General features: G+C 62.4%; 18 protein-coding genes. 9 read left to right on the top strand and 9 right to left on the bottom strand.

Annotated features, from left to right (window positions below):
- Positions 1 to 81 precede the first annotated feature (81 nt).
- Positions 82 to 726: an XRE family transcriptional regulator gene (locus HBO05_RS22940; protein WP_169954375.1), complete on the top strand. Its 645-nt coding sequence runs from the start codon at positions 82 to 84 to the stop codon at positions 724 to 726.
- Here HBO05_RS22940 and HBO05_RS22935 read toward each other — a convergent pair.
- The 4 genes from HBO05_RS22935 to HBO05_RS22920 are packed head-to-tail and all read right to left on the bottom strand — an operon-like array spanning position 723 to position 6,275.
- A complete protein-coding gene (locus HBO05_RS22935; protein WP_169954374.1) occupies positions 723 to 2,675 on the bottom strand; it encodes an acetyl/propionyl/methylcrotonyl-CoA carboxylase subunit alpha in 1,953 nt (650 codons plus the stop codon). The genes HBO05_RS22940 and HBO05_RS22935 overlap by 4 nt on opposite strands.
- Entirely contained in the window at positions 2,672 to 3,478 is an 807-nt protein-coding gene (locus tag HBO05_RS22930) for a gamma-carboxygeranoyl-CoA hydratase (RefSeq protein ID WP_170043118.1), read from the bottom strand. Before HBO05_RS22930 ends, HBO05_RS22935 begins: the two co-directional genes overlap by 4 nt.
- Positions 3,479 to 3,492: 14 nt before the next feature.
- A complete protein-coding gene (locus HBO05_RS22925; protein ID WP_170043117.1) occupies positions 3,493 to 5,100 on the bottom strand; it encodes a carboxyl transferase domain-containing protein in 1,608 nt (535 codons plus the stop codon).
- A gap of 11 nt (positions 5,101 to 5,111) precedes the next feature.
- The gene (locus HBO05_RS22920; protein WP_038441790.1) at positions 5,112 to 6,275 is read right to left on the bottom strand and encodes an isovaleryl-CoA dehydrogenase; all 1,164 of its coding nucleotides are present in this window, start codon (positions 6,273 to 6,275) and stop codon (positions 5,112 to 5,114) included.
- Positions 6,276 to 6,446: 171 nt separating this feature from the next.
- Between HBO05_RS22920 and HBO05_RS22915 the strand changes: the two genes are divergently transcribed.
- Positions 6,447 to 8,132, top strand: a complete 1,686-nt coding sequence (locus HBO05_RS22915; RefSeq protein WP_172314135.1) for an AMP-binding protein — start codon at positions 6,447 to 6,449, stop codon at positions 8,130 to 8,132.
- A 670-nt stretch (positions 8,133 to 8,802) separates the two neighbouring features.
- Here the strand turns inward: HBO05_RS22915 and HBO05_RS22910 are convergent.
- From HBO05_RS22910 to HBO05_RS22900, 3 genes are all read right to left on the bottom strand, one after another.
- Positions 8,803 to 9,702 carry a hydroxymethylglutaryl-CoA lyase gene (locus tag HBO05_RS22910; protein ID WP_169954369.1) on the bottom strand — a complete coding sequence of 300 codons (900 nt, stop codon included), beginning with the start codon at positions 9,700 to 9,702 and terminating at the stop codon, positions 8,803 to 8,805.
- Positions 9,703 to 9,715: 13 nt separating this feature from the next.
- The gene (locus tag HBO05_RS22905) at positions 9,716 to 10,117 is read right to left on the bottom strand and encodes a MerR family DNA-binding transcriptional regulator (protein ID WP_154220670.1); all 402 of its coding nucleotides are present in this window, start codon (positions 10,115 to 10,117) and stop codon (positions 9,716 to 9,718) included.
- Positions 10,118 to 10,187: 70 nt separating this feature from the next.
- A complete protein-coding gene (locus HBO05_RS22900; RefSeq protein ID WP_169954368.1) occupies positions 10,188 to 11,117 on the bottom strand; it encodes a LysR family transcriptional regulator in 930 nt (309 codons plus the stop codon).
- Positions 11,118 to 11,268: 151 nt separating this feature from the next.
- Here HBO05_RS22900 and HBO05_RS22895 point away from each other — a divergent pair, with 151 nt between their 5' ends.
- Positions 11,269 to 12,498, top strand: coding sequence for an acyl-CoA dehydrogenase (locus HBO05_RS22895; RefSeq protein ID WP_029298342.1), 1,230 nt, complete (start codon positions 11,269 to 11,271; stop codon positions 12,496 to 12,498).
- A gap of 104 nt (positions 12,499 to 12,602) precedes the next feature.
- On the opposite strand, the gene HBO05_RS22890 is transcribed toward HBO05_RS22895, so the two are convergent.
- Both HBO05_RS22890 and xthA read right to left on the bottom strand, forming a co-directional pair.
- Positions 12,603 to 13,943 carry a phosphate ABC transporter substrate-binding/OmpA family protein gene (locus tag HBO05_RS22890; RefSeq protein WP_172314133.1) on the bottom strand — a complete coding sequence of 447 codons (1,341 nt, stop codon included), beginning with the start codon at positions 13,941 to 13,943 and terminating at the stop codon, positions 12,603 to 12,605.
- 136 nt (positions 13,944 to 14,079) lie between these two features.
- Positions 14,080 to 14,892, bottom strand: a complete 813-nt coding sequence (gene xthA, locus HBO05_RS22885; protein WP_169954366.1) for an exodeoxyribonuclease III — start codon at positions 14,890 to 14,892, stop codon at positions 14,080 to 14,082.
- A 187-nt stretch (positions 14,893 to 15,079) separates the two neighbouring features.
- On the opposite strand from xthA, the gene HBO05_RS22880 reads away from it, so the two are divergent.
- From HBO05_RS22880 to HBO05_RS22855, 6 genes are all read left to right on the top strand, one after another.
- Complete coding sequence (locus HBO05_RS22880; protein ID WP_169954365.1) at positions 15,080 to 15,730, top strand: GNAT family N-acetyltransferase; 651 nt, start codon at positions 15,080 to 15,082, stop codon at positions 15,728 to 15,730.
- A gap of 64 nt (positions 15,731 to 15,794) precedes the next feature.
- Complete coding sequence (locus HBO05_RS22875; RefSeq protein WP_169954364.1) at positions 15,795 to 17,522, top strand: autotransporter assembly complex family protein; 1,728 nt, start codon at positions 15,795 to 15,797, stop codon at positions 17,520 to 17,522.
- On the top strand, positions 17,519 to 21,193 hold the full coding sequence (locus HBO05_RS22870) for a translocation/assembly module TamB domain-containing protein (protein WP_172314131.1): 3,675 nt from the start codon (positions 17,519 to 17,521) through the stop codon (positions 21,191 to 21,193). Before HBO05_RS22875 ends, HBO05_RS22870 begins: the two co-directional genes overlap by 4 nt.
- 220 nt (positions 21,194 to 21,413) lie before the next feature.
- Entirely contained in the window at positions 21,414 to 21,887 is a 474-nt protein-coding gene (locus tag HBO05_RS22865) for a MarR family transcriptional regulator (protein ID WP_169954362.1), read from the top strand.
- 41 nt (positions 21,888 to 21,928) lie between these two features.
- Positions 21,929 to 23,131 (top strand): HlyD family efflux transporter periplasmic adaptor subunit, encoded by a 1,203-nt coding sequence (locus HBO05_RS22860; protein WP_169954361.1) that lies wholly within the window; start codon positions 21,929 to 21,931, stop codon positions 23,129 to 23,131.
- Positions 23,131 to 24,660, top strand: a complete 1,530-nt coding sequence (locus HBO05_RS22855) for a DHA2 family efflux MFS transporter permease subunit (RefSeq protein ID WP_172314129.1) — start codon at positions 23,131 to 23,133, stop codon at positions 24,658 to 24,660. The genes HBO05_RS22860 and HBO05_RS22855 overlap by 1 nt, the downstream gene beginning before the upstream one ends.
- Positions 24,661 to 24,722: the final 62 nt, after the last annotated feature.

The following is a 24,722-nucleotide window of genomic DNA, read 5'->3' as shown; positions in this document are numbered from 1 at the left end:
ACGATCTGTATTTATGTCATTTGATTGATTACTACAAACTGTTTATTGTCGCCGCGAATACACCCGGTATTGTCATGCCCCATGGATAAATGGATAGCGTTGGTCAAAGCCAACATGAAGGCCCGCCAGGTCACGCAAAACCAACTGGCCACGCGCCTGGGCATGTCCCAGGGCGGTGTTGCCCATTGGCTGGGCAAGCGCCGGGTACCGAGCCTCGACGACATGAACCGGGTGCTCGAGGAACTGGGCCTGGGTTACCTGGAAGCGGCACTGGTAATCCGCGAGAAGGGCGAGGCCCCGGCCGACGAAGCCGCGCCGGCCGTTCAATACAACCCGTATTTTCGCTACCCCGTGAGGGACTGGAAGCAGCCCGGCCGGGTCCATGAATCGCGGCCGGCCTACGGCCCTGCGCGTTTTGAGGCGAGCGACTACGACGCCGATGGCGAGGCGTTCTGGCTGCAGGTGAGCGGTGATGCGATGACGGCACCGAGCGGGCCGAGCATCGCCGAAGGGATGATGATCCTGGTGGACCCGGCTCTCGCCGCCGAGCCCGGCAAATTGGTGGTAGCCCAATGGGCCGGCAGCAGCCAGGCGACCTTTCGCAAGTTGATCGAGGAAAGCGGCCAGCGTTACCTGATGCCGCTCAACCCGACCTACCCCAAGGCCCTGCTCACCGATGACTGTCAGATCATCGGCGTCGTGGTACAGGCCACGGTGAAGTTCTAGGCCAGGGCCTCCAGCTCCACCAAGGCGCTGCCTTCGCCGACCATTTCGCCTTCCTGGCAATACAGCGCCTTGACCACCCCCCCATGGGGCGCGCGGATGCTGTGCTCCATCTTCATGGCCTCGAGCACCACCAGTTGTGTGCCAGCCTCGACCGTCTGCCCGACTTCCACCAGCACCCGCACGATGCTGCCGTTCATCGGCGCAGTGAGGCCGCCCTGATGGGCCTGTCCGGCATCGACGGCGGCGATCGGATCAAACAGCGTCACGCCGCGCATCTCACCCTGCCAGCGCAGGAACAGCGTCTGCCCATGGCGCACGGCCAGGTGCGAGCGGCGGATTCCGGCATCCGCGATCACCAAGTGTTCGTCGCGCAGTTGCGGCACAGCGTGCGTTTGCAGCGTTACCAAGCGGTCCTGGCCGTCGCAGCTCAGGTGCAGTGAAGTCTCGGCGGGCAGGCCCGCACGAAAGCCCTGCGTCGCAGCCCACGGCGAGGCGGGGTCGTCGTCCCGCAGCCGAGGCAGTTGGCTTTGCATAAACGCGTGCCCAGCCGCGTGCCAGAACTCATCGCTCAAGGCGCTGGCGCCTGGCAGCAATTGCTCCTGATAGCGCGGGATGAAGCCGGTATCCAACTGCGCCGCAGCGAATGCCGGGTGGCCGATGATGCGCCGCAAAAAGCCCAGGTTGGTCTTCAAACCGCCGACCGCAAACTCGTCGAGCATGCTCAACAGGCGCAGGCGCGCCTGTTCGCGGTCCTCGCCCCAGGCAATCAGCTTGCCGAGCATCGGGTCGTAGAAGGGCGAAACGTCGTCGCCCTGCTCGACGCCACTGTCCACCCGGCGTCCCGGGCCTGGCGCTGATTCACGGTACAGCGCCAGATGCCCGGTGGCCGGCAAAAAGTCATTGGCCGGGTCTTCGGCATACAGCCGCACTTCAATGGCATGGCCGCGCAACGGCACCTGCTCCTGGGTGATTGGCAACGGCTCGCCTTGCGCCACGCGAATCTGCCAGGCCACCAGGTCCAGGCCGGTGATGGCCTCGGTCACCGGGTGTTCCACCTGCAAGCGGGTGTTCATCTCCATGAAGAAGAATTCACCGCGCGCATCCAGCAGAAACTCCACGGTGCCGGCGCCCACATAGCCAATCGCTTGGGCGGCACGCACCGCTGCCTCGCCCATGGCCTGGCGCAGGGCAGGGCTGAGGCCGGGGGCCGGTGCTTCTTCGACGACCTTTTGATGGCGACGCTGGATCGAGCAGTCGCGTTCATTGAGGTACAGGCAATGGCCGTGCTGGTCGGCGAATACCTGGATCTCCACGTGGCGCGGCTTGATCAGGTATTTCTCCACCAGCATCTGCGCGTTGCCAAACGACGACAGCGCCTCGCGCTGGGCCGAGGCCAGAGCTTCGGCCAGTTGGCTTTCGTCCTCGACCACTTTCATGCCCTTGCCGCCGCCGCCGGCCGTGGCCTTGAGCAGCACCGGGTAGCCAATGCGCGCGGCAGCCTGGCGGAAGGTTTCCAGGTCCTGGCCGGCCCCGTGGTAACCCGGCACCAGCGGCACGCCGGCGGTTTCCATCAATGCCTTGGCCGCCGACTTGCTGCCCATGGCATCAATGGCCGAGGCAGGTGGGCCGAGGAAAATCAGCCCAGCCTCTTCAATCGCCCGCGCAAAACCCGGGTTTTCGGAAAGAAAGCCATAGCCGGGATGAATCGCCTGGGCGCCGCTGGCCTTGGCCGCGGCGATCAGTTTGTCGATCTGCAGGTAACTGTCGGCGGCCTTGCTGCCGCCCAGGTCCACCCGGATATCGGCTTCGCGGCTGTGGCGCGCATCGCGGTCCGTAGCGCTGTGTACGGCAACGGTGGTCATGCCCAACGCCTTGGCCGTGCGCATGACCCGGCAGGCGATTTCGCCACGGTTGGCCACCAGTACGCAGGTAATCAACGGTGCACTCATGAGCGCGGCTCCTGGGACTGCCAACTGGGCGCACGCTTGTGCAAAAACGCGCGCAGGCCTTCCTGGCCTTCGGCGCTGACGCGGATGCGTGAGATGGCATTTTCGCAGTAACGGCGCAACGCCGGGGTGAGTGCGCCGTTACCCACTTCGCGCAGTAGATCCTTGCTGGCGCGCATGGCGGCCGGGCTGTTGAGCAACAGGTTGGCGGTCCATAGTTCGACTTGCTGATTCAGCGCCTCAAGCGGGTAGCTTTGCGCCAACAGCCCGATGGCTTGCGCCTGTTGGCCGTCGAAGCGTTCTGCGGTCAAGGCATAGCGGCGTGCCGCACGCTCGCCAATCGCCTGCACCACAAACGGGCTGATGACAGCCGGTGCGAGGCCGATGCGTACTTCTGACAGGCAGAACTGCGCATCATCGGCGCCAATGGCCATGTCGCAGCAACTGATCAGGCCCAGGGCGCCGCCATAGGCCGCGCCCTGGACCACCGCCAGTGTCGGGATCTTCAGCTTGGCCAGGTTGTACATCAACTCCGCCAGCTCGCGGGCGTCGTCGAGGTTGGTGTGGTAGTCCAGCTCGGCCGACTGCTGCATCCAGGCCAGGTCCGCGCCGGCGCTGAAATGCTTGCCGCGCCCGCGTACCAGCAGAAAGCGCAGGGAGGCATCGGCCTGCACCTGGTCCAGGGCAATGATCAGCTCGCGGATCATTTCGGCGTTGAACGCGTTGTTCTTGTGTTCCCGGCTCAACCACAGCGTGGCAAAGCCACGGGGGTCGTTGACCAGTTCAACGGTGTTGAAATCGCTCATGGGTGCAGCTCCAATTACATGCGGAACACGCCGAAGCGGCTCGGCTCGATGGGGGCATTCAGCGCGGCGGACAAGGCCAGGGCCAGCACGTCACGGGTCTGCAAGGGGTCGATGACGCCGTCATCCCACAGGCGGGCGCTGGAGTAGTAGGGGTGGCCCTGGGTTTCGTACTGGTCGAGGATCGGCTGCTTGATCTGCGCTTCGTCCTCGGCGCTGAACGCCTGGCCACCGCGTTCGGCCTGCTCGCGCTTGACCTGCACCAGCACGCCGGCGGCCTGTTCGGCGCCCATCACGCCAATGCGGGCGTTGGGCCACATCCACAAAAAGCGCGGGTCATAGGCGCGTCCGCACATCCCGTAGTTACCGGCACCAAAGCTGCCGCCGATGATCACCGTGAATTTCGGCACCTTGGCGCAGGCCACCGCCGTGACCAGCTTGGCGCCGTGCTTGGCGATGCCACCGGCTTCGTACTTCTGCCCGACCATAAAGCCGGTGATGTTCTGCAAGAACAACAGGGGAATCCCGCGCTGGCAGGCCAGTTCGATAAAGTGCGCGCCTTTTTGCGCAGCTTCAGCGAAGAGGATCCCGTTGTTGGCGAGGATCGCGATGGGGTAGCCATGCAAATGGGCAAAGCCGCAGACCAGCGTGGTGCCGAACAGCGCCTTGAACTCATCGAAGACCGAGCCGTCCACCAGTCGCGCAATCACTTCGCGCACATCAAAAGGTTGCTTGGCGTCGGCCGGGATCACCCCGTACAACTCGTCGCTGGCGTACAGCGGCGCGACCGGCGTGCGCTGTTGCAACTGCCCCTGCTTGCGCCAGTTGAGGTTGGCAACGCTGCGCCGGGCCAGGGCCAGGGCGTGTTCGTCGCTGTCGGCGTAGTGGTCGGCCACCCCGGAAATCTTGCAGTGCACGTCGGCCCCGCCAAGGTCTTCGGCGCTGACCACTTCGCCGGTGGCGGCCTTCACCAGTGGCGGGCCGGCGAGGAAGATAGTCGCCTGCTGGCGCACCATGATCGCTTCATCGGCCATCGCCGGTACATAGGCGCCGCCAGCGGTGCAGGAACCCATGACCACGGCGATCTGCGGGATGCCTTGCGCGCTCATGTTGGCCTGGTTGAAGAAGATCCGCCCAAAGTGCTCGCGGTCGGGAAACACCTCATCCTGGCGCGGCAGGTTGGCGCCGCCGGAATCCACCAGGTAGATGCACGGCAGGCGGTTCTGTTCGGCGATGGTCTGTGCGCGCAGGTGTTTTTTTACGGTCAGCGGGTAGTAGGAGCCGCCTTTTACCGTGGCATCGTTGGCGACGATCATGCATTCCACGCCTTCAACGCGGCCGATCCCGGCGATCACGCCAGCAGCCGGTACGTCTTCACCGTAGACCTGATATGCCGCCAGTTGGCTGAGCTCAAGGAACGCCGAGCCCGGGTCGAGCAGGCGGTTGATGCGCTCGCGCGGCAGCAGCTTGCCACGGGAGGTATGACGCTCCTGGGCCTTGCTGCCGCCGCCTTGCTGGACCTGGGCGAGCAGGGTGTGCAAGGCATCGACCTGTTTGAGCATCGCCGCGCTGTTGGCGGCGAATTCTGCCGAACGCGGGTTGAGTTGGGTGTGCAGGGTGGCCATGGTGCACTCCCTCAGCGGGTTTCGTTGAACAGTTCGCGACCAATCAGCATGCGCCGGATCTCACTGGTGCCCGCGCCGATTTCATACAGCTTGGCATCGCGCAGCAGGCGGCCAGCGGGGAATTCATTGATGTAGCCATTGCCGCCGAGAATCTGGATTGCATCAAGGGCCATCTGCGTTGCGCGTTCGGCGCTGTACAGGATCACCCCGGCGGCGTCCTTGCGCGTGGTTTCACCACGCTCGCAGGCCTGGGCCACCGCATAGAGGTAGGCGCGGCTGGCGTTGAGCTGGGTGTACATGTCGGCGACCTTGCCCTGGATCAGCTGGAACTCACCGATGCTCTGGCCGAACTGCTTGCGGTCGTGGATGTACGGCACGATCAGGTCCATGCAGGCCTGCATGATCCCGGTAGGGCCACCGGAGAGCACCACGCGTTCGTAGTCCAGGCCGCTCATCAGCACTTTGACCCCGCCATTGAGCGCGCCGAGGATGTTTTCTTCGGGCACTTCGACGTCATCGAAAAACAGCTCGCAGGTGTTGGAGCCGCGCATGCCCAGCTTGTCGAACTTGTTGCTGCGGCTGAACCCTTTGGCGTCGCGCTCGACGATAAACGCGGTAATGCCGTGGGCGCCTTTTTCCAGGTCGGTCTTGGCGTAGATCACATAGGTGTGGGCATCGGGGCCGTTGGTGATCCAGGTCTTGCTGCCGTTGAGCACATATACGCTGCCACGCTTGTCGGCGCGCAGCTTCATCGACACCACATCGGAACCGGCATTCGGCTCGCTCATGGCCAGGGCGCCAATGTGCTCGCCGCTGATCAGCTTGGGCAAGTACTTGAGTTTTTGCTCGTGGTTGCCGTTGCGGTTGATCTGGTTGACGCACAGGTTGGAGTGCGCGCCGTAGGACAGCGCCACCGAGGCCGAGCCACGGCTGATTTCTTCCATGGCCACCACGTGGGCCAGGTAACCCAGGCCGGCACCGCCGTATTCTTCCGGCACGGTGATGCCCAATAGGCCCATATCACCGAACTTGCGCCACATATCCACGGGGAACAGGTTGTCGATATCAATCTGCGCTGCCCGTGGCGCCAGCTCCTTGGCCACGAAGGCCTGCACCTGGTCGCGCAGCATGTCGATGGTTTCACCGAGGGCGAAGTTCAGGGTCGGGTAACTCATGGGAGGGCACCTATAAACATTATTGTTGTGGGGCTGGCGACGCCATTGGGCGATCACCTTTACGTTAACGTAAACTTGCGTTGCATGACTGTCAATCGTAGCTTACGTTAACGTCAAGCTCGCGCCTGACCGGCGCACCGTCCACCTACAAAAAAGACAATAGGGGTCGTCATGGATCAACCGAATCAGAGCTACAGCCGTGGCCCACAGGACAAGGCCCTGTTGGCCATGACCATCGGCCAGGCATTTGACCGCACCGTGGCGCAGCACCCGGAGGGCGAGGCCCTGGTGGTGCGCCATCAGCAACTGCGCTACACCTGGCGGCAACTGGCCGAAGCCGTGGACCTGCATGCACGCGGGCTGCTGGCCCTGGGGTTACAGGCCGGGGATCGCCTGGGCATCTGGGCGCCGAACTGCGCCGAGTGGTGCATCAGCCAGGTGGCCAGCGCCAAGCTCGGGGTGATCCTGGTCAACATCAACCCGGCCTACCGCAGCAGCGAACTGGAATACGTGCTCAAGCAGTCGGGTTGCCAGTGGTTGATCTGTGCCGGCGCGTTCAAGTCCTCCGACTACCACGGGATGCTGCAGGCGCTGGTGCCGGAACTGGCGGAGCAGGGCATCGGCCAGTTGCACTGTGATCTGTTGCCGCAACTGCGCGGGGTGATCAGCCTGGAGGCGCGACCGCCCTCGGGGTTCCTGCCCTGGTCGCAATTGTCGGCTCTGGGGACGGGTACCCCCCCGGAACAATTGCACCACCGCGAGGCCAGCCTGCACTTCGATCAAGCCGTCAACATCCAGTACTCCTCCGGTACCACGGGCTTCCCCAAGGGCGCCACCCTCAGCCACCACAACATCCTCAACAACGGCTACATGGTTGGCGAAAGCCTGGGCCTGACCGCGCAGGATCGCCTGGTGATCCCGGTGCCGCTCTATCATTGCTTTGGCATGGTCATGGGCAACCTGGGCTGCATCACCCATGGCACCACCATGATCTATCCCAATGACGGCTTCGACCCGCTACTGACCCTGGCCGCCGTGGCCGAAGAACGCGCTACCGGCCTGTACGGCGTACCGACGATGTTTATCGCGGTGCTCGATCATCCGCAACGCAGCACGTTCGACCTGTCGACCCTGCGCACCGGGGTCATGGCCGGCTCCACCTGCCCGATCGAGGTGATGCGCCGGGTGATCAGCGACCTGCACATGAGCGAAGTGCAGATTGCCTACGGCATGACCGAGACCAGCCCGGTGTCGTTGCAGACCGGTGCGGATGACGACCTGGAGCGGCGCGTGACCACGGTCGGGCGCACCCAGCCCCAGTTGGAAAGCAAGATCATCGACGAAGCCGGCAACACCGTGCCGCGTGGGCAGATCGGCGAGTTGTGCACCCGAGGCTACAGCGTGATGCTCGGCTACTGGAACAACCCCGAGGGCACCCGCGAAGCCATCGACGACGCCGGCTGGATGCACACCGGCGACCTGGCGACCATGGATGAGCAGGGTTACGTGTGCATCGCCGGGCGTAACAAAGACATGATCATTCGCGGTGGCGAAAACGTGTACCCACGGGAGCTGGAGGAGTTCTTCTTCACCCACCCGGCGGTGGCGGATGTGCAGATCATCGGCATTCCCGACGAGCGTTACGGCGAAGAGATCGTGGCCTGGATCAAGTTCCACCCGGGGCAGGTGGCCAACGAGCTGGAACTGCAAACCTGGTGCAAGGGGCGCATTGCACACTTCAAGACGCCGAAGCATTTCCGCTTTGTCGAAGAGTTTCCGATGACGGTGACGGGGAAGATCCAGAAGTTTCGCATGCGTGAGATCACGATCGAGCAACTGCGAACGCTGAAACCCTGATCGCCCCGATCTAAAGGGTGGGAGCTGGCTTGCCTGCGATTGCGGTTTATCAGTCAACAATTAAGTAGCTGACACACCGTATCGCAGGCAAGCCAGCTCCCACATTAACGGTGGAGTGTCAGTAGGTATTGTTTTCATCCAGACAGCACAAAGGGGAGCCGAAGCTCCCCTTTAATTTGTTGTTACGTGCTCTTTTTTTATTATTGAGGGGCGGTCTATTGTTGTTTTTGGCAACCGTGGCCCTTTACCGCTGTTTTTGGCGACCCCCATCCGGGGTCAAGAGCAAACGTATTTTTTTGAGCGCTGATCTGCTTCTTCGCACGCGATCCAACCAGTGGGTAGCTACCTTGAGGTAGTTTTATTGTTCTCTGCCCGGTTGCGAGTGGCGGCTTGCGCCGTACCCTGCGAAGCACATCTTCTCCAAAAAAATCTGTTAGCTGCGTCTCTGCCGTGTTGTTTTTGTTATGTCAGAGTCGTTACGTCTTATTTTTATTAGGTTTGGTGCTTTTTATTCTTGTTATGCCATAGAGATAGCAGGAGCCGTGCCAACTTTTAAAAGTCCTTTAAAATCAATGTCTTGATTTTTATGAGGGAAATTTACTTCAGAAAATGCGACAAGATATGTTCCCGTGTTACCCGATGTGTAGCCGCGAGGTAACACAAGCGCTACTCAATGGGCATTGCGGGCCCTGGCCACGCGTGAGCCGGTAGGGCGGCCCAGGACCGTACAGATCTGCTGGCCCGCCACAATCAACTGGTCCATGTCGATACCGGTCTCGATGCCCAGGCCATCGAGCAGGTACAGCACGTCCTCGGTGGCCACGTTACCGCTGGCGCCCTTGGCATAGGGGCAGCCGCCAAGGCCGGCGATAGAGCTGTCGAACACCTGTATACCTTCCAGCAGGCTGGCATAGACATTGGCGATGGCCTGGCCGTAGGTGTCATGGAAATGCCCGGCGAGCTTTGCCCGTGGCACGTCCTTGCCCACCACCTCGAACATGCGCCGCGTAGCCCCTGCGGTGCCGGTGCCGATGGTGTCGCCCAACGACACCTCGTAACAGCCCATGGCATACAGCTCACGGGCCACGGCGGCCACTTGCTCCGGCGCAACCCGGCCTTCGTAAGGGCAACCCAGCACACAGGACACATAGCCGCGCACACTCACACCATGCTGCTGCGCCGCCGCCATGATCGGCGCAAAGCGCTCCAGGCTCTCGCTGATGGAGCAGTTGATATTGCGCTGGGAAAACGCCTCGGACGCCGCCGCAAACACCGCGACTTCCTTGACCCCGGCCGCCAGCGCGTCCTCGAACCCACGCAGGTTCGGCGCCAGCGCGCCGTAGATCACGCCGGGCTTGCGCTGGATCTGTGCAAACACTTCGGCGGAGCCGGCCATTTGCGGCACCCACTTGGGCGAGACAAAACTGCCGACTTCGATGTAACCCAGGCCTGCCGCACTGAGGGCATCGACCAGTTGCACCTTGTCGGCCACGCTGATCGGCTGTGCTTCGTTTTGCAGGCCGTCGCGCGGGCCGACCTCGACCAGGCGCACATGAGAGGGGAGAGACATGGGATCTACCTTTTTATTGGGGTTGGCCGACCTGGCTCTGGATCGTCTGTTCCAGGGCCTGGGTGCAACGTTCTTCGGCGGTGTCCAGTTCCAGCTTCATCTGTTCGATGTCCAGCAACTGTTGTTCCAACTGCTCGCGGCGTTCGCTGATCTTCGCCAGCATGCTGTGCAATTGCTTTTGATTGCCGCTGCTGGGGTCGTAGAGCTCGATCAGTTCGCGGCATTCGGCCAGGGAAAAACCGATGCGCTTGCCACGCAGGATCAGCTTGAGGCTGACTTTGTCCCGGGGCGAATAGATACGCTCCTGGCCTCGGCGTTCAGGGCTCAAGAGGCCTTGTTCTTCATAGAAGCGAATGGCCCGGGTGGTGATGTCCAACTCGCGGGCCAGGTCGGAGATGCTGTAGGTCGTGCTCATGGTCGCGCTCAAGGAGGGTCTTGGCGCTACGCTAATGGCTGCTTGACGTAAACGTCAAGCAAATCACCACCTACGCGTTATCCAACTTCTTCTCGCGCGCCGTGACCTGCTGGCACAACTCGATCATCTGCTCGCGCATCCAGCGGTTGGCCGGGTCCTGGTCGGTGCTTTCATGCCAGTACAGGTGGGTTTCCACCGGCGGCACATCATTGACCGGCAGGTTGAATGAGTGCAGATCGTTACGCCGTGCAAAGCGCTCGGGCACGGTCATCACCATATCGGTCTGCTGCAGGACCTGGGAGGCCATCAGGTAATGCTGCGAACGCAGGGCGATCTTGCGCTGGATCCCCATTTTGCCCAGGGCCAGGTCGACGTGGCCCAGGCCATTGCGCCGGCTGGAAATATGGATATGGGTCAGCGCCAGGTAGTCATCGAGGCTGAATTTTTCCTTGCCCGCCATCGGGTGGCCCTTGCGCATGGCACACACGTAGCGGTCTTCCATCAGCTTGACGTGGCGCACTTGCGGGTCGGTGTTGAGCGGCGCGTCCACCGCAAAATCCAGGCGGCCGGCGGCCAGTTCCTTGGTGGTTTCCCGACGTTTGGACAAAAAGCTCTCGATGATCACCGTGGGCGCCAGGCGGCGCAGGCGCTGGAACAGCGGCGGCAGGATCACCGCTTCAGTGAGGTCGGTCATGCTGATGCGGTAGGTCTTGGCCGCCTGCAACGGGTTGAAGATCCGGCTTTCCTGCACCGACACCCGCAGCAACGACAAGGCGTTGCGCACCGGGCCAATGATGTTCTGGGCCATGGGAGTCGGCACCATGCCCTGGGCGGTGCGCACGAACAACGGGTCGTTGAAGGTCTCGCGCAGGCGTGCCAGGGCGTTGGAAACCGCCGGCTGGGTGATGCCGACGATCTGCCCGGCGCGGGTCAGGTTGGCTTCGGTGTAGATCGCGTCAAACACGATGAAAAGATTGAGGTCGACCTTGCTCAGATTCATTTCGTTGCGCTCTTCTTGTTAGGTTTTCATGCGCCGATCATATATCGGTGATGAATGTTAATACACGCCGAGAATAGGCTAGGTAAATTATCAACGCTGTTCTAGCATCGATTGCATGACCTAAACAACCTCTCCAAGAAGGGAGCTGCTCATGGATTTTGCCTATTCGCCCAAGGTTCAGGAACTGCGTGAACGCGTTACCGCGTTTATGGATGCTTACGTGTACCCCGCCGAGCCGGTGTTCGAGCGCCAGGTCAGCGAAGGTGATCGCTGGCAGCCCACCGCCATCATGGAAGAGCTCAAGGCCAAGGCCAAGGCCGAAGGCCTGTGGAACCTGTTCCTGCCGGAGTCCGAACTGGGCGCCGGCCTGACCAACCTGGAATACGCGCCGCTCGCCGAAATCATGGGCCGCTCCCTGCTGGGGCCGGAGCCCTTCAACTGCTCGGCGCCCGACACCGGCAACATGGAAGTGCTGGTGCGCTATGCCAACGAAGAGCAGAAGCAACGTTGGCTGGAGCCGCTGCTGCGCGGCGAGATCCGCTCGGCATTCGCCATGACCGAACCGGATGTGGCGTCTTCCGACGCCACCAACATGGCCGCCCGCGCCGAGCGCCAGGGTGACGAGTGGGTGATCAACGGGAAGAAGTGGTGGACCTCCGGCGCGTGCGACCCGCGTTGCAAGATCCTGATCTTCATGGGCCTGAGCAACCCGGATGCGCCGCGCCACCAGCAGCACTCGATGATCCTGGTGCCGGTGGATGCACCGGGGGTGAAAATCGTCCGGCCGCTGCCGGTGTTCGGCTACGACGACGCGCCTCACGGGCATGCCGAAGTCCTGTTCGACAACGTGCGTGTGCCGTACGAAAACGTCCTGTTGGGTGAAGGTCGCGGCTTTGAAATTGCCCAGGGGCGCCTTGGCCCGGGCCGTATCCACCACTGCATGCGCTCCATCGGCATGGCTGAGCGCGCCCTGGAATTGATGTGCAAACGCTCGGTCAGCCGCACCGCCTTCGGCAAGCCGTTGGCACGCCTGGGTGGCAATATCGACAAAATCGCCGACTCGCGGATGGAAATCGACATGGCGCGCCTGCTGACGTTGAAGGCGGCCTACATGATGGATACGGTCGGCAACAAAGTGGCGAAAAGTGAAATCGCCCAGATCAAGGTGGTGGCGCCGAATGTGGCCTTGAAGGTGATTGACCGGGCGATCCAGATCCATGGCGGTGCCGGGGTCTCCAATGACTTCCCGCTGGCCTATATGTACGCCATGCAGCGCACCTTGCGCCTGGCCGACGGCCCGGATGAAGTGCACCGCGCGGCCATTGGCAAGTTCGAGATTGGCAAGTATGTGCCTAAAGAGCTGATGCGCAGCGGCCAGTAGGACCGCGTCGCCTGCATCGCGGGCAAGCCCGCTCCCACACTGACCTCTGTGGGAGCGGGCTTGCCCGCGATAGCGGTGGGCCTGTCAACCCCCGTCTGCAGGCTTCAATAAACCCAGACCTCCACCCGGCGATTCTTGATCCGCCCCTCATCCACGGTGTTGGCCGCTACCGGCATCTCGGCGCCAAAGCCGCGAATATCGCGCAACACCACGCCACTCTTGACCAACTCCCGGCGCACTGCCATCGCCCGCAGCTTGGACAGCAGGTCGGCGCGCTGCGGGTCATCCTTGGCATCACCAAACCCCACCAGCGTGACCCGCTTGTCCCGTTTGTCGTGGCTGCCTATATAAGCCACCACCCGCGCCAGATCCTGGCGTGCCTTGTTGTCCAGGCTGGCACTGCCTTCTTCGAAGCGAAAGTTCACGCTCAGGCGCTGCGCCTCGCGGGCGATGGCCTGGTAGGCCTCGGGCATTGGTGCCCGAGGCTGCACGGTGATGGCCTGGACCTGTTGGGCGATAAAGCCATTGGCGGCCACGATGGCCTGGCCCAGGGCGCTTTGGGCAAAGTCCACCAGGGCCTCGGCCCAGGGGTTGCTGTTATTGGGCGGCAGGTAGAAAAACAAGCGGCGCGACAGCGGATAGTCCTCGGTGGCGATCAGGCTGCTCTGCGGCAACATGGCTTGGGAGTCACCGTCAATGATGGCTGCTGCCTTGGCCTGGCGCACGTAGGGCAGGCCGATAAAGCCGATGCCTTGCGGGTCTTGGCTGACCGCATCGGACAATTGTTCGCTGGACTCAAAGCGCTTGGCGGTGCTGTCGAGGGTTTTGCCGCGACGGCTGAGCACCAGTTCCTTGAAGGTGTCGAAGGTGCCGGATTGATCATCGCGGGCATACAGCCGGATCTTCCCGCCGCTGGCGCCCAAGGCTTCCCAGGTGCTGATTTCGCCGCTGAAAATCCTCGCCAGTTGGTCGGTGGTCAGCATCTGCAGTGGGTTGCTTGGATGCAGGATGATCGCCAGGCCATCGATAGCAATCACCTGTTCGGCGCCGGGGCTTTTCAGGTCGCCCAGGGGTTCAAGCTCGACCAGCTCGCGGTCCTTGATCGGGCGCGACGCGGCGGCCAGGTCGGCTTCGGCATTTTTCAGCGCGGCGAAGCCGGTGCTGGTGCCGTGGGCGGCGATTTCTACCTGCACTCGCTTGCCCTGGGGGCTGGTGCCGACGAGGCGCTGTTCGTTGGGACGGCTGGCCGGTTCACGGTGCACGGCCTTCAGGCCCTGTTGCTCCATCAGGCCCTTGACCAACGCCGGGCCCAGCGCCGCGCCAATGGTATTGGAACCCTGGATGCGCAAGGCCGGGCCATGTTCGGGAAAGGGTAGGGGCGTTGCAAGCGCCGCAAGAGGAAAAGCGCCGCAGAGGGCCAGCAGGTACAGAACGCGCAGCATCATGCCGCCACCTTCTCAAGCCAAAGGAAGTGCGGGCAGATTAAGTCAGTAAGGTTGCCAAAATATGACTGAGACCCAGCCTATCCAAATGTGGGAGCTGGCAAGCCAGCTCCCACATTTTATGGTGTCGGCGCAAAGATCAGCTCAGTTCCAGCCAGATCGGCGCATGGTCCGATGGTTTTTCCAGGCCGCGCAGCTCGTAGTCCACACCCGCGTCCTTGACCCGTGGCAGCAGGCCATTGGAGGCCATGATCAGGTCGATGCGCAGGCCCCGCTTGGGTTCATCTTCAAAACCGCGGCTGCGGTAATCGAACCAACTGAAGCGATCGGCCACATCCGGGTTCAGGTGCCGGAAGCTGTCCGTCAGGCCCCAGTTCTTTAGGCGCGCCATCCATTCGCGCTCTTCCGGCAGGAAGCTGCATTTGCCGGTCTTCAGCCAGCGCTTGGCGTTGTCGGCACCGATGCCGATGTCGCAGTCCTCGGGGGAGATGTTCACGTCGCCCATCACCACCAGCGCCTGGTCATTGCTGAACTGGGTTTGCAGCAGGTTTTGCAGGTCTTCGTAGAAGCGCTGCTTGGCCGGGAACTTGGTTGGGTGGTCGCGGCTTTCACCCTGTGGGAAATAGCCGTTCATGATGGTGATCGGGTTGCCGTGTTCATCGGCAAAGGTGCCCCAGATAAAGCGGCGCTGGGCATCTTCTTCGTCGCTGGCAAAGCCCTTGTGCAGGGCCAGTGGTTCCTGGCGCGAGAGCAGGGCGACACCGTAGTGGCCTTTCTGCCCGTGGTAGTACACGTGGTAACCCAGGGCCTGGACTTCGGCCAGCGGGAACTGGTCGTCGTGGACCTTGGTTTCCTGCAGGCCGATCACGTCCGGTTGATGTTTGTCGATCAGGGCCGCCAGCTGATGAGGCCGGGCGCGCAGCCCGTTGATATTGAAGGAGACGATTTTCATGGTCGGCAGTCCAGTCTGGCAAAAGGGCGATGCTAGCCGACAAGTCGGACGGGGGCCAGCGTGGCGGTAGGACAGATGCACTGCTAATGTCTCTCAAGGAGCCGATGGCAGGGAACGACTCAGTTGCCCCGGGCTCGTAACAATAAGAGCGCGGCCTTTTGAGTTGCGCCCAGGGGAGATACACCGGATGCCTGATACCTCGACCGCCATTGCCCAGGTTCATATGCTCGACCGCGGCTATTCGCGCGAAGCGCGTTCGCTGCTGTACCACGCCTATCGCCATGAGCCGACCTTCGCCTATCTGTTCGAAGCCGAACGCTCCGGTTATGAGCAGCGGGTCAGGGCCACCGTGCGCGAGCTGGTCAAGCAGCATTTTCTCCAGGAACTGCCGGCAATCGGCCTGCTGGTCAATGACCGGCTGATCGGCATCGCCCTGATTGCCCCGCCACAACGGCGCCTGGGCATCACGGAAAGCTGGGCCTGGCAATTGCGCATGTGGCTGAGCACCGGTGTGCGCTGCACCCGGCGTTACCTCGAATATCATCAGGCGGTGTTGGCTTGCCTGCCGTCCGAGTCGGTGCATGTGTTGCCGCTGCTGGGGATCCACCCGCAATTCCAGGGTAAGCACTACGGTGAGCAACTGCTGGAAGCCGTGCATAACTGGTGCGCGCAGGACCCGCACTCACAAGGGGTGGTGCTGGACACTGGCAATCCGCTCTACCTGGAGTTCTACAAGCGCCAGGGCTATGACGAAGTCGGAGAGGTGGCTGTAGGACCCATCCTGGAGCATGTGTTTTTTCACCCGAATCCCCAGGTGTTACAACCTGCAACGCCTTAACACAGAATTATTCAGACAATTCCCGGTTCTAAGGTGCTCCCCAGCTCGTGTAGCATCCGCGCCTATGAAGTTTTCAAATAGATTTACCAGCGGCTTGATTCTGCTGTTCACAAGCTGCGGCGCCCTGGCGCAAAGCGAGTTGGACGTGCGGGTCAAACCTTCAAACGATGCGCTGAAGGCCAATATCGAAGGCTATATCGGCGGGGTTGGCGAGCGTGACGAGGAGGCCTTGCTGCGCTTTAGCCGCGGTGCCGAGGAGCAGGCGCGCAAGGCCGCCCAGGCACTGGGCTATTATCAGCCGCAGATTGCCAGCGAGGTGAAGCCCGGCAAGAACCCGCGCCTGATCCTCAGTATCGACCCCGGCGAGCCCGTGCATTTGCGTAATGTCACGATTCGGGTGGACGGCCCGGCGGCCGAACTCAAATCCTTTCGCGTACCTGACAGCCAAGACCTCAAGTCCGGCGCCGTGCTCAACCATGGCCATTACGAAGACGCCAAGCGCCTGATCCAGAACCAGGCCTCGCGCTTCGGCTATTTCAGTGGCCGCTTCACGCGTCAGACCCTGTCCGTCGACCCCCAGGCGGGCGTGGCCGATATCGAACTGGTCTACGACAGCGGTCCGCGCTACACCCTCGGCAAGGTCAACTTTGCTGGCGATACCCCGTTTGATGAAGAACTGTTGCAGCGCATGGTGCCGTTCCAAAGTGGCACCCCCTATGATTCCGAATTGATTGCCGAACTGAACCAGGCCCTGCAATCGAGTGGCTATTTCGAGGGTGTGCGGGTGGATGCCGCCCCGGCCGCGGCGGCCAATGATGTGATCCCGGTGGCGGTCCAGCTGGAAACCCGCAAACCGCGAACCATGGGCCTGGGCCTGGGTTTTTCCACCGACGTCGGCCCGCGTGGCAAGGCCAATTGGACGCGGCACTGGGTCAACCCCCAAGGGCACAGCTATGGCTGGGAGGCCGAGTTGTCGGCGCCCCGGCAGAACGTCGGCCTGTGGTACGACATTCCCCTCGATCCGCCGCTGACTGACAAGCTGCGTTTTGCCGGTGGCTACCAGAACGAAGAAATGGCCAACACCGACACCCTCAGCAAGTTGCTCACCCTCGGCCCGGAATGGCACAGCAAGTTGCCCAGCGGTTGGACACGGGTGATCTCGCTCAAATGGCAGCGCGAAGAATATCGCCTGGGGGACGACTCCGGCTTGAGCAATCTGCTGATGCCCGGAATCAGCTATTCCTACCTGCGCAGCGACAACCGCATCGACCCCCATAACGGCTATCGCCTGCAGTTCGATACCAAGGTGGCCAAGGAAGGGCTGGGTTCGGACACCAACTTGCTGTACGGCACGGCGATGATCAAGGGTTTGACCACGGTGTGGGACAAGCACCGCTTCCTCGGCCGTGCGCAGTTTGGCGGCAGCGCCACCAATGGCTACAAGTCGGTGCCGCCGTCCTTGCGCTTTTTTGCAGGTGGCGACCAGAGCGTGCGTGGCTACGAGTACCAGACCCTGTCCCCGGAAAACAACAAGGGCGACCGCATCGGTGGCCGCTACATGGTGGCCTTGAGCGCCGAGTATCAATATTCCATCGCCGAAAAATGGCGGATCGCGACCTTTGTCGACCAGGGCAACTCCTTTAACAGCCTGGAATTGCCGAGCCTGAAAACCGGGGTCGGGGTCGGCGTGCGCTGGGTGTCGCCGGTCGGCCCGATTCGCCTTGACCTGGCCCATGCCCTGGAAGATCCGGGCGGCATTCGTTTGCACTTTTCCATGGGGCCTGAGCTGTGAAGCGTGGTTTGAAAATAGCGGGTCTGAGTGTGGTGGCGGTTGCAGCCCTGGTGCCGCTGGCTGTCTGGAGCGTACTGGGTACGCAAGTCGGCAGTCGCTGGGCCCTCGGCCAAGTCCCGGGGTTGACCGTGGATAACTTCCAGGGCCGCCTGGGCGGGCAATGGAGCGCCGACCAGGTGCTGTGGCAACAAGACAGCAGCCGCGTGGAGCTCAACGCGCCGAAGTTCGATTGGTCACCGGCGTGCCTGTTGCGAATGACCTTGTGCATCCGGCAACTGGATGTGGAGCAGGTCAGCCTGCAATTGCCACCCAGCACCGAAGACAGCAGCGGCCCGATTACCCTGCCGGACTTGAACCTGCCCGTGGCCATCGAACTGGGCGACGTGCGCGTCGGCAGTCTGTTGTTCAACGGCAGCGAAGAACTCCAGGGCCTGCAACTGGCCGCGCACTGGACGGCCGCGGGGATGCAGATCGACGCGGTGCACCTGCAACGCGACGGCCTGGTGCTGGACGTCAACGGCGTGCTGCAACCCAGCGGTGACTGGCCGCTGACGGCGAGCGGTAACCTGAGCCTGCCCTACGCCCCGGGCGGCGCGCCGTGGGCGGTGGCGCTGAACGTCACCGGTGATTTGCTCAAGACCCTCAAGCTCGACGCCGACAGCACGGGCTACCTGCCCGCCAAACTCAGCGGCGAACTGCAACCCCTGGTTGAGAACCTGCCCGCGCAGTTGCGCATCACCGCCGATGGTTTCAAACCCGCCGCCGACCTGCCGGACACCTTGCAACTCAACCAACTTGACCTGACTGCCAAGGGCGACCTGGGCACGGGCTATCAGCTGCTGGGCAAGGCTGTATTACCCGCAGAAAAAGGCCCGGTTGACCTGTTGCTGCAAGGCCGGGTCGATGCCAAGGGCGCGCAGATCGCCGGCCTGGACCTGAACGCCGGGGACAAGCAAAGCCTCAAGCTCAGTGCCCAGCTGGATTGGCAGCAGGGTTTGAGCGCAGACGCAAAAATCGACTGGCTGGACTTCCCCTGGCATCGCCTGTATCCGCTGATTGACGAGCCGCAAGTGGTGTTGCGCACCTTCAACGGCGAAGTCTCCTACAAGGACGGCAACTACCTGGGCAATCTCAAGGCCGACCTCGACGGCCCGGCCGGCAAGTTCAGCCTGGTCACGCCGTTCAGCGGCGACCTCAAGCAAGTGTTCCTGCCCGAGCTGAAATTGACCGCTGGCCAGGGCAAGGCCGAAGGCCACCTGAACCTGCAATTTGCCGAGGGCATCGCCTGGGACACGGCGCTGGACCTGTCGGCCCTGAACCCGGCGTACTGGGTCGCAGAGCTGCCGGGCACCCTGGCTGGGCCGCTGCGCAGCAAAGGTGAGTTGAAGAACGAACAACTCAAGCTCAACGCCGACCTCGACCTCAAGGGCCGCCTGCGCGGCCAGCCTGCGGTGCTGGCGGCCAAGGCCGAAGGCGCGGGCGAGCAATGGACCCTGGCCAACCTGGATATCCGCCTGGGTGACAACCGCATCAATGGCAGTGGCAGCCTGCAACAACGCCTGGCCGGGCAGATCGACATCAAGCTCGCACGCCTGGCCCAGCTGTGGCCGCAGTTGCGTGGGCAGGTCAACGGTCGGCTCGATGTGGCCGGTACGTTGAACGCGCCCCAGGGCAAGCTCGACCTCAAGGGCCAGCAACTGGTATTTGAAGAAAACCGCTTGCAAGCCCTCAGCCTGGACGCGACGCTCGATAGCGCACAGCGGGCGAAGATCGACCTCAAGGGCAGCGGCATCCAGGCCGGTGACACCCAGCTCGGTACCCTGGCCGCCAGTGCCCAGGGCGATATCAAAAGCCAGAAAGTCCAACTGGAGCTGATGGGCCCCCTGGTCAAGCTGGCCCTGGCCCTGGACGGCAATCTTGACAAGGGTAACTGGCGCGGGCGCCTGGCCAGTGGCGATGTGCAGGCCGGTGGCCAGGACTGGAAACTGCAGGCCCCGGCAAAAATCGAGCGCATGGCCGACGGCAAGCTCACGTTCGCCGCCCACTGCTGGGTCTCCGGGCCCGCCAGCCTGTGTGGCGAAGACCAGCGGCTGATGCCTGATCCCAAGCTGCGTTACCACCTCAAGCAGTTCCCCATCGACAGCCTGGCGCAATGGCTGCCCAAGGATTTTGCCTGGCAGGGCAAGCTCAACGCCGATATCCAACTCGACCTGCCGGCCAGCGGCCCCAAAGGTCTGATCGCGGTGGATGCCAGTGGCGGCACGCTGCGGGTCAAGGACAAGGACCAATGGCTGGATTTCCCCTACGACACCCTCAAGCTGGAAACCACGCTCAACCCCACGCGCATCGATACCCAGCTGAATTTTCGCGGTGGCAAGCTGGGTGAGTTGCTGTTGCAGGCGCAGATCAACCCGGTGGCGAAAAACAAGCCGATCTCCGGCAACTTCAGCCTCACCGGCCTGGACCTGGCGGTCGCGCGGCCGTTTGTGCCGATGGTGGAAAAGCTCAATGGCAAGCTCAATGGCAGCGGGCGTATCTCCGGCGGGTTGTTGGCGCCGCAGGTCAACGGCAGCATCAACCTGATCGCCGGCGAGATTTCCGGGCCCGAACTGCCCATCAGCCTTGAAGGCCTGAACGTGCAGGCGTTGATCGCCGGCGAAAGCGTGCAGCTCAACGGCGGCTGGCGCAGTGGCAAGGCCGGGCAGGGCAGCCTCAAGGGGCAGATCGACTGGGGGCGGGCGCTGGTCGTTGACCTCAGCCTGCAAGGTTCCCAGTTGCCGGTGACCGTCGAACCCTACGCCAAGCTGGAAGTGGCGCCCGACCTGAAGATCACCCTCAAGGACGACAAGTTGGCAATTGCCGGCAATGTGCACATCCCGCGCGGCGATATCACCGTGCGCGAACTGCCGCCGTCCACGGTCAAGGTTTCGGATGACACAGTGATCGTTGGCAGCCAGACCGAAGAGGGCAAGCCGCCGATGGCCATGGCCATGGATATCAACGTGGTGGTGGGCGAGGACCAGCTCAACTTTGCCGGCTTCGGCCTGACCGCCAAGGTCCAGGGCCGGGTGCACATCGGCGACAACCTGGACACCCGTGGCGAACTCTGGCTCAACGACGGCCGTTACCGCGCCTACGGCCAGAGGCTGGATGTACGGCGTGCGCGCCTGCTGTTCGCCGGGCCGCTCGACCAGCCGTACCTGGATATCGAAGCCATCCGCAAGACAGACGACGTAATCGCCGGTATCCGCCTGAGCGGCAGTGCCGAGCAACCGACCACGCAAATCTTTTCGGAACCGGCCATGAGCCAGGAGCAGGCGTTGTCCTACCTGGTGCTGGGCCGCCCGTTGAGCACTACTGGCGAAGATAACAACATGCTGGCGCAAGCGGCGCTGGGCCTGGGGTTGATGGGCAGTGCCGGGGTGACCTCGGACATTGCCAAGAACCTGGGGATCCAGGACTTTGAACTGGACACCCAGGGCAGTGGCAACAACACCGCCGTGGTGGCCAGCGGCAAGATCACCGAGAAACTCAGCCTGCGTTACGGGGTCGGGGTATTCGAACCGGCCAGTACCATTGCCTTGCGTTACCTGCTGAGCAAGCGGGTGTACCTGGAAGTGGCCAGCGGCGTAGCCAGCTCCCTGGATATCTTCTACAAACGGGATTTCTGACGTTTAGCCCACACCAACCTGTAGGAGCTGGCTTGCCAGCGATATCGGTCTGTCAGGCACTGGAAATAGTGGCTGAACTACCGCTATCGCTGGCAAGCCAGCTCCTACAGTTGTGTCGTGGGGTATACCAAGCAACCTAACTATTTGTTTGACATTCGCTGCCTAGGCAGTAATATTTGGTCACATATTCACTGCCTAGGCAGTAATAAGGTGACTTTCGATGAAACACTTCACCCCGGAAAACTTCCACAACTGCCATCTCGGCCTGTTGCTGGGGCGCGCCGCGATTCTCAAGGACCGCATCATCGACACCCATATGGAACCCCACGGCATCACTGCCGCGCAGTTCAAGGTGTTGATCATCATGGCCCAGTTCGGCGTCGATACCCCGGCGGAGCTATGCCGCAACCTGTCCCTGGATAGCGGCTCGATGACCCGCATGCTCGACCGCCTGGAGCAAAAAGACCTGCTGGCGCGCAAGCGTTCCGAACAGGACCGGCGCCAGGTGCAACTGGTGCTGACCGCAGAAGGCCAGCGCCTGGCGGACATGTTGCCGCAGATCGGCGCCCAGGCCCTCAACCAGCTGGCTGGGGTGCTGGAGCCGGGGGAGTTGCAGACCCTGGAATACATCCTGAAGAAAATCCTGATCGCCGCCGGTGACCCCATCACGCTGCAGCGGGTCGGGACTCAATGAACACGCCAGTCACGCGCGCTGAATAACGCAAGGTACTTGTCATGGCTACTGCCCAAGCAAACAACACCGCTCAAACCCAACCCGACGACAGCAACCCGCGCAAACGCAAAATCATGTTGCTGGGCCTGGCGCTGATCGTCGTGCTCTGCGTCGTGGGCGTCTGGGGCTGGTACGAACTGTATGGCCGCTGGAGCGAAAGCACCGACGATGCCTACGTCAACGGCAACGTGGTGGAAATCACCCCGTTGGTCACCGGCACCGTGGTCAGCATTGGCGCCGACGATGGCGACCTGGTCCACGAAGGCCAGGTGCTGATCAACTTCGACCCCAACGACGCAGCCGTCGGCCTGCAAAGTGCCCAGGCCAACCTGGCGCGTACGGTACGCCAGGTGCGCGGCCTGTACAGCAATGTGGATGGCATGAAAGCCCAGGTACAGGCGCAAAAAGCCCAAGTGCAGACCGCCCAGGACAACTTCAACCGCCGCCGAATCCTCGCACAGGGTGGCGCGATTTCCCTGGAAGAACTGTCCCATGCCCGCGACGCCCTGAGCGCGGCGAGCAACTCATTGGCCAACCTGCAACAGCAACTCAATACCTCTACCGCATTGGTGGATGACACGGTGATTTCCTCCCATCCGGATGTACAGGCCGCTGCCGCGCAACTGCGCCAGGCCTACCTGGCCAATGCGCGCAGCACCCTGATCGCACCGGTTACCGGCTACGTCGCCAAGCGCACCGTGCAACTGGGGCAGCGGGTCGAGCCGGGCACCGCGTTGATGGCGGTGATTCCCCTGGACCAACTGTGGATCGACGCCAACTTCAAGGAAACCCAACTGCGCCAGATGCGCATTGGCCAGCCGGTGGACATCGAGGCCGATCTCTACGGCAGCGACGTGAAGTACAGCGGCACCGTCGACAGCCTTGGCGCCGGTACCGGCAGCGCCTTTGCCTTGCTGCCGGCGCAGAACGCCACCGGCAACTGGATCAAGATCGTGCAGCGGGTGCCGGTGCGCATTCACATCAATGCCCAGGAGTTGGCTGAGCACCCATTGCGGGTGGGGCTGTCGACTCAGGTGCAAGTCAACCTGCATGACCAGAGCGGCCCGGTGCTGGCGCAACAACCGCCGCAAAAAGCCTCGTTCAGCACCACTGTGTATGACCGCCAGTTGGCCGAGGCCGACGCGATGATCACCCAGTTGATCCATGACAACAGTGTGGCCGCGCCGAAGGCTGCGCAACGCTGATGAGCAATAACGCCTCCTTCACGCCGCCCAGCTTGCTGATGGCCACCATTGGCCTGTCCCTGGCGACCTTTATGCAGGTGCTCGACACCACCATCGCCAACGTGGCGCTGCCGACCATCTCCGGCAACCTGGGGGTGAGTTCGGAGCAGGGCACCTGGGTCATCACCTCATTTGCCGTGAGCAATGCTATTGCGCTGCCGTTGACCGGCTGGTTGAGCCGGCGCTTTGGCGAGGTGAAGCTGTTTTTGTGGGCCACCATTTTGTTTGTGCTGGCCTCGTTCCTGTGTGGTATCTCCACCTCGATGCCCGAGCTGATCGGCTTCCGGGTCCTGCAGGGCTTGGTCGCGGGGCCGTTGTACCCGATGACCCAGACCCTGTTGATCGCGGTCTATCCGCCTGCCAGGCGGGGCATGGCCCTGGCATTGCTGGCGATGGTCACGGTGGTCGCGCCGATTGCCGGGCCGATTCTTGGCGGTTGGATCACCGACAGCTACAGCTGGCCGTGGATCTTCTTTATCAACGTGCCCATCGGGATTTTTGCGGTGATGGTGGCGCGTGCGCAGCTCAAGAAGCGGCCGGTGGTCACCAGCCATCAGCCGATGGATTATGTTGGCCTGTTGAGCCTGATCGTCGGGGTCGGTGCCTTGCAGATCATCCTCGACAAGGGCAATGACCTGGACTGGTTCGAGTCCAATTTCATCATCATCGGCGCGGCCATCTCGGTGATCGCCCTGGCGGTGTTCGTGATCTGGGAAATGACCGACAAACACCCGGTGGTCAACCTGCGCCTGTTTGCCCACCGCAACTTCCGCATCGGCACCATCGTGCTGGTGCTGGGCTACGCCGGGTTCTTTGGTATCAACCTGATCCTGCCGCAATGGTTACAGACGCAGATGGCCTACACCGCCACCTGGGCCGGGCTGGCCGTGGCGCCGATCGGTATCCTGCCGGTGCTGATGTCGCCCTTTGTCGGCAAGTACGCACACAAGTTCGACTTGCGGCTGCTGGCCGGCCTGGCGTTCCTGGCGATTGGCCTGAGCTGCTTTATGCGCGCCGGCTTCACCAATGAAGTGGACTTCCAGCACATCGCCCTGGTGCAACTGTTCATGGGCATCGGCGTGGCGCTGTTCTTCATGCCGACCTTGAGCATCCTGATGTCCGACCTGCCGCCGCACCAGATCGCCGACGGCGCAGGCCTGGCGACCTTCCTGCGGACCCTGGGTGGCAGCTTTGCGGCATCGTTGACCACCTGGATCTGGATTCGCCGGGCTGACCAGCATCATGCCTACATGAGCGAGAGCATGAGTGTGTACGACTCGGCCACCCGCGATGCCCTGAACACCCTGGGCGGTGCGGGCCACAAGGCCTATGCGCAACTGGACCAGGTCCTCACCAGCCAGGCATACATGATGTCTACCGTGGACTACTTCACCTTGCTGGGGTGGATGTTCATGGGCTTGATCCTGCTGGTGTGGCTGGCCAAGCCGCCGTTTACCGCAAAGGCGGGGCCGGCGGCGTCGGGTCACTGATCTTGAATTGCAATGCAGTCAACTGTAGGAGCTGGCTTGCCTGCGATGGCATCACCTCGGTG

Origin of the sequence: Pseudomonas sp. WS 5079, assembly GCF_012985465.1 — a bacterium.
Taxonomy (GTDB): domain Bacteria; phylum Pseudomonadota; class Gammaproteobacteria; order Pseudomonadales; family Pseudomonadaceae; genus Aquipseudomonas.
Note: the sequence above shows the minus strand (reverse complement) of the source record. Positions and strands in the feature narration are given on the sequence as shown.

Excerpts from the sequence above, each read along its gene's own strand:
- HBO05_RS22940 (WP_169954375.1), top strand. The coding sequence starts at position 82 with ATGGATAAATGGATAGCGTTGGTCAAAGCCAACATGAAGGCCCGCCAG.
- HBO05_RS22935 (WP_169954374.1), bottom strand. The coding sequence starts at position 2,675 with ATGAGTGCACCGTTGATTACCTGCGTACTGGTGGCCAACCGTGGCGAA.
- HBO05_RS22930 (WP_170043118.1), bottom strand. The coding sequence starts at position 3,478 with ATGAGCGATTTCAACACCGTTGAACTGGTCAACGACCCCCGTGGCTTT.
- HBO05_RS22925 (WP_170043117.1), bottom strand. The coding sequence starts at position 5,100 with ATGGCCACCCTGCACACCCAACTCAACCCGCGTTCGGCAGAATTCGCC.
- HBO05_RS22920 (WP_038441790.1), bottom strand. The coding sequence starts at position 6,275 with ATGAGTTACCCGACCCTGAACTTCGCCCTCGGTGAAACCATCGACATG.
- HBO05_RS22915 (WP_172314135.1), top strand. The coding sequence starts at position 6,447 with ATGGATCAACCGAATCAGAGCTACAGCCGTGGCCCACAGGACAAGGCC.
- HBO05_RS22910 (WP_169954369.1), bottom strand. The coding sequence starts at position 9,702 with ATGTCTCTCCCCTCTCATGTGCGCCTGGTCGAGGTCGGCCCGCGCGAC.
- HBO05_RS22905 (WP_154220670.1), bottom strand. The coding sequence starts at position 10,117 with ATGAGCACGACCTACAGCATCTCCGACCTGGCCCGCGAGTTGGACATC.
- HBO05_RS22900 (WP_169954368.1), bottom strand. The coding sequence starts at position 11,117 with ATGAATCTGAGCAAGGTCGACCTCAATCTTTTCATCGTGTTTGACGCG.
- HBO05_RS22895 (WP_029298342.1), top strand. The coding sequence starts at position 11,269 with ATGGATTTTGCCTATTCGCCCAAGGTTCAGGAACTGCGTGAACGCGTT.
- HBO05_RS22890 (WP_172314133.1), bottom strand. The coding sequence starts at position 13,943 with ATGATGCTGCGCGTTCTGTACCTGCTGGCCCTCTGCGGCGCTTTTCCT.
- xthA (WP_169954366.1), bottom strand. The coding sequence starts at position 14,892 with ATGAAAATCGTCTCCTTCAATATCAACGGGCTGCGCGCCCGGCCTCAT.
- HBO05_RS22880 (WP_169954365.1), top strand. The coding sequence starts at position 15,080 with ATGCCTGATACCTCGACCGCCATTGCCCAGGTTCATATGCTCGACCGC.
- HBO05_RS22875 (WP_169954364.1), top strand. The coding sequence starts at position 15,795 with ATGAAGTTTTCAAATAGATTTACCAGCGGCTTGATTCTGCTGTTCACA.
- HBO05_RS22865 (WP_169954362.1), top strand. The coding sequence starts at position 21,414 with ATGAAACACTTCACCCCGGAAAACTTCCACAACTGCCATCTCGGCCTG.
- HBO05_RS22860 (WP_169954361.1), top strand. The coding sequence starts at position 21,929 with ATGGCTACTGCCCAAGCAAACAACACCGCTCAAACCCAACCCGACGAC.
- HBO05_RS22855 (WP_172314129.1), top strand. The coding sequence starts at position 23,131 with ATGAGCAATAACGCCTCCTTCACGCCGCCCAGCTTGCTGATGGCCACC.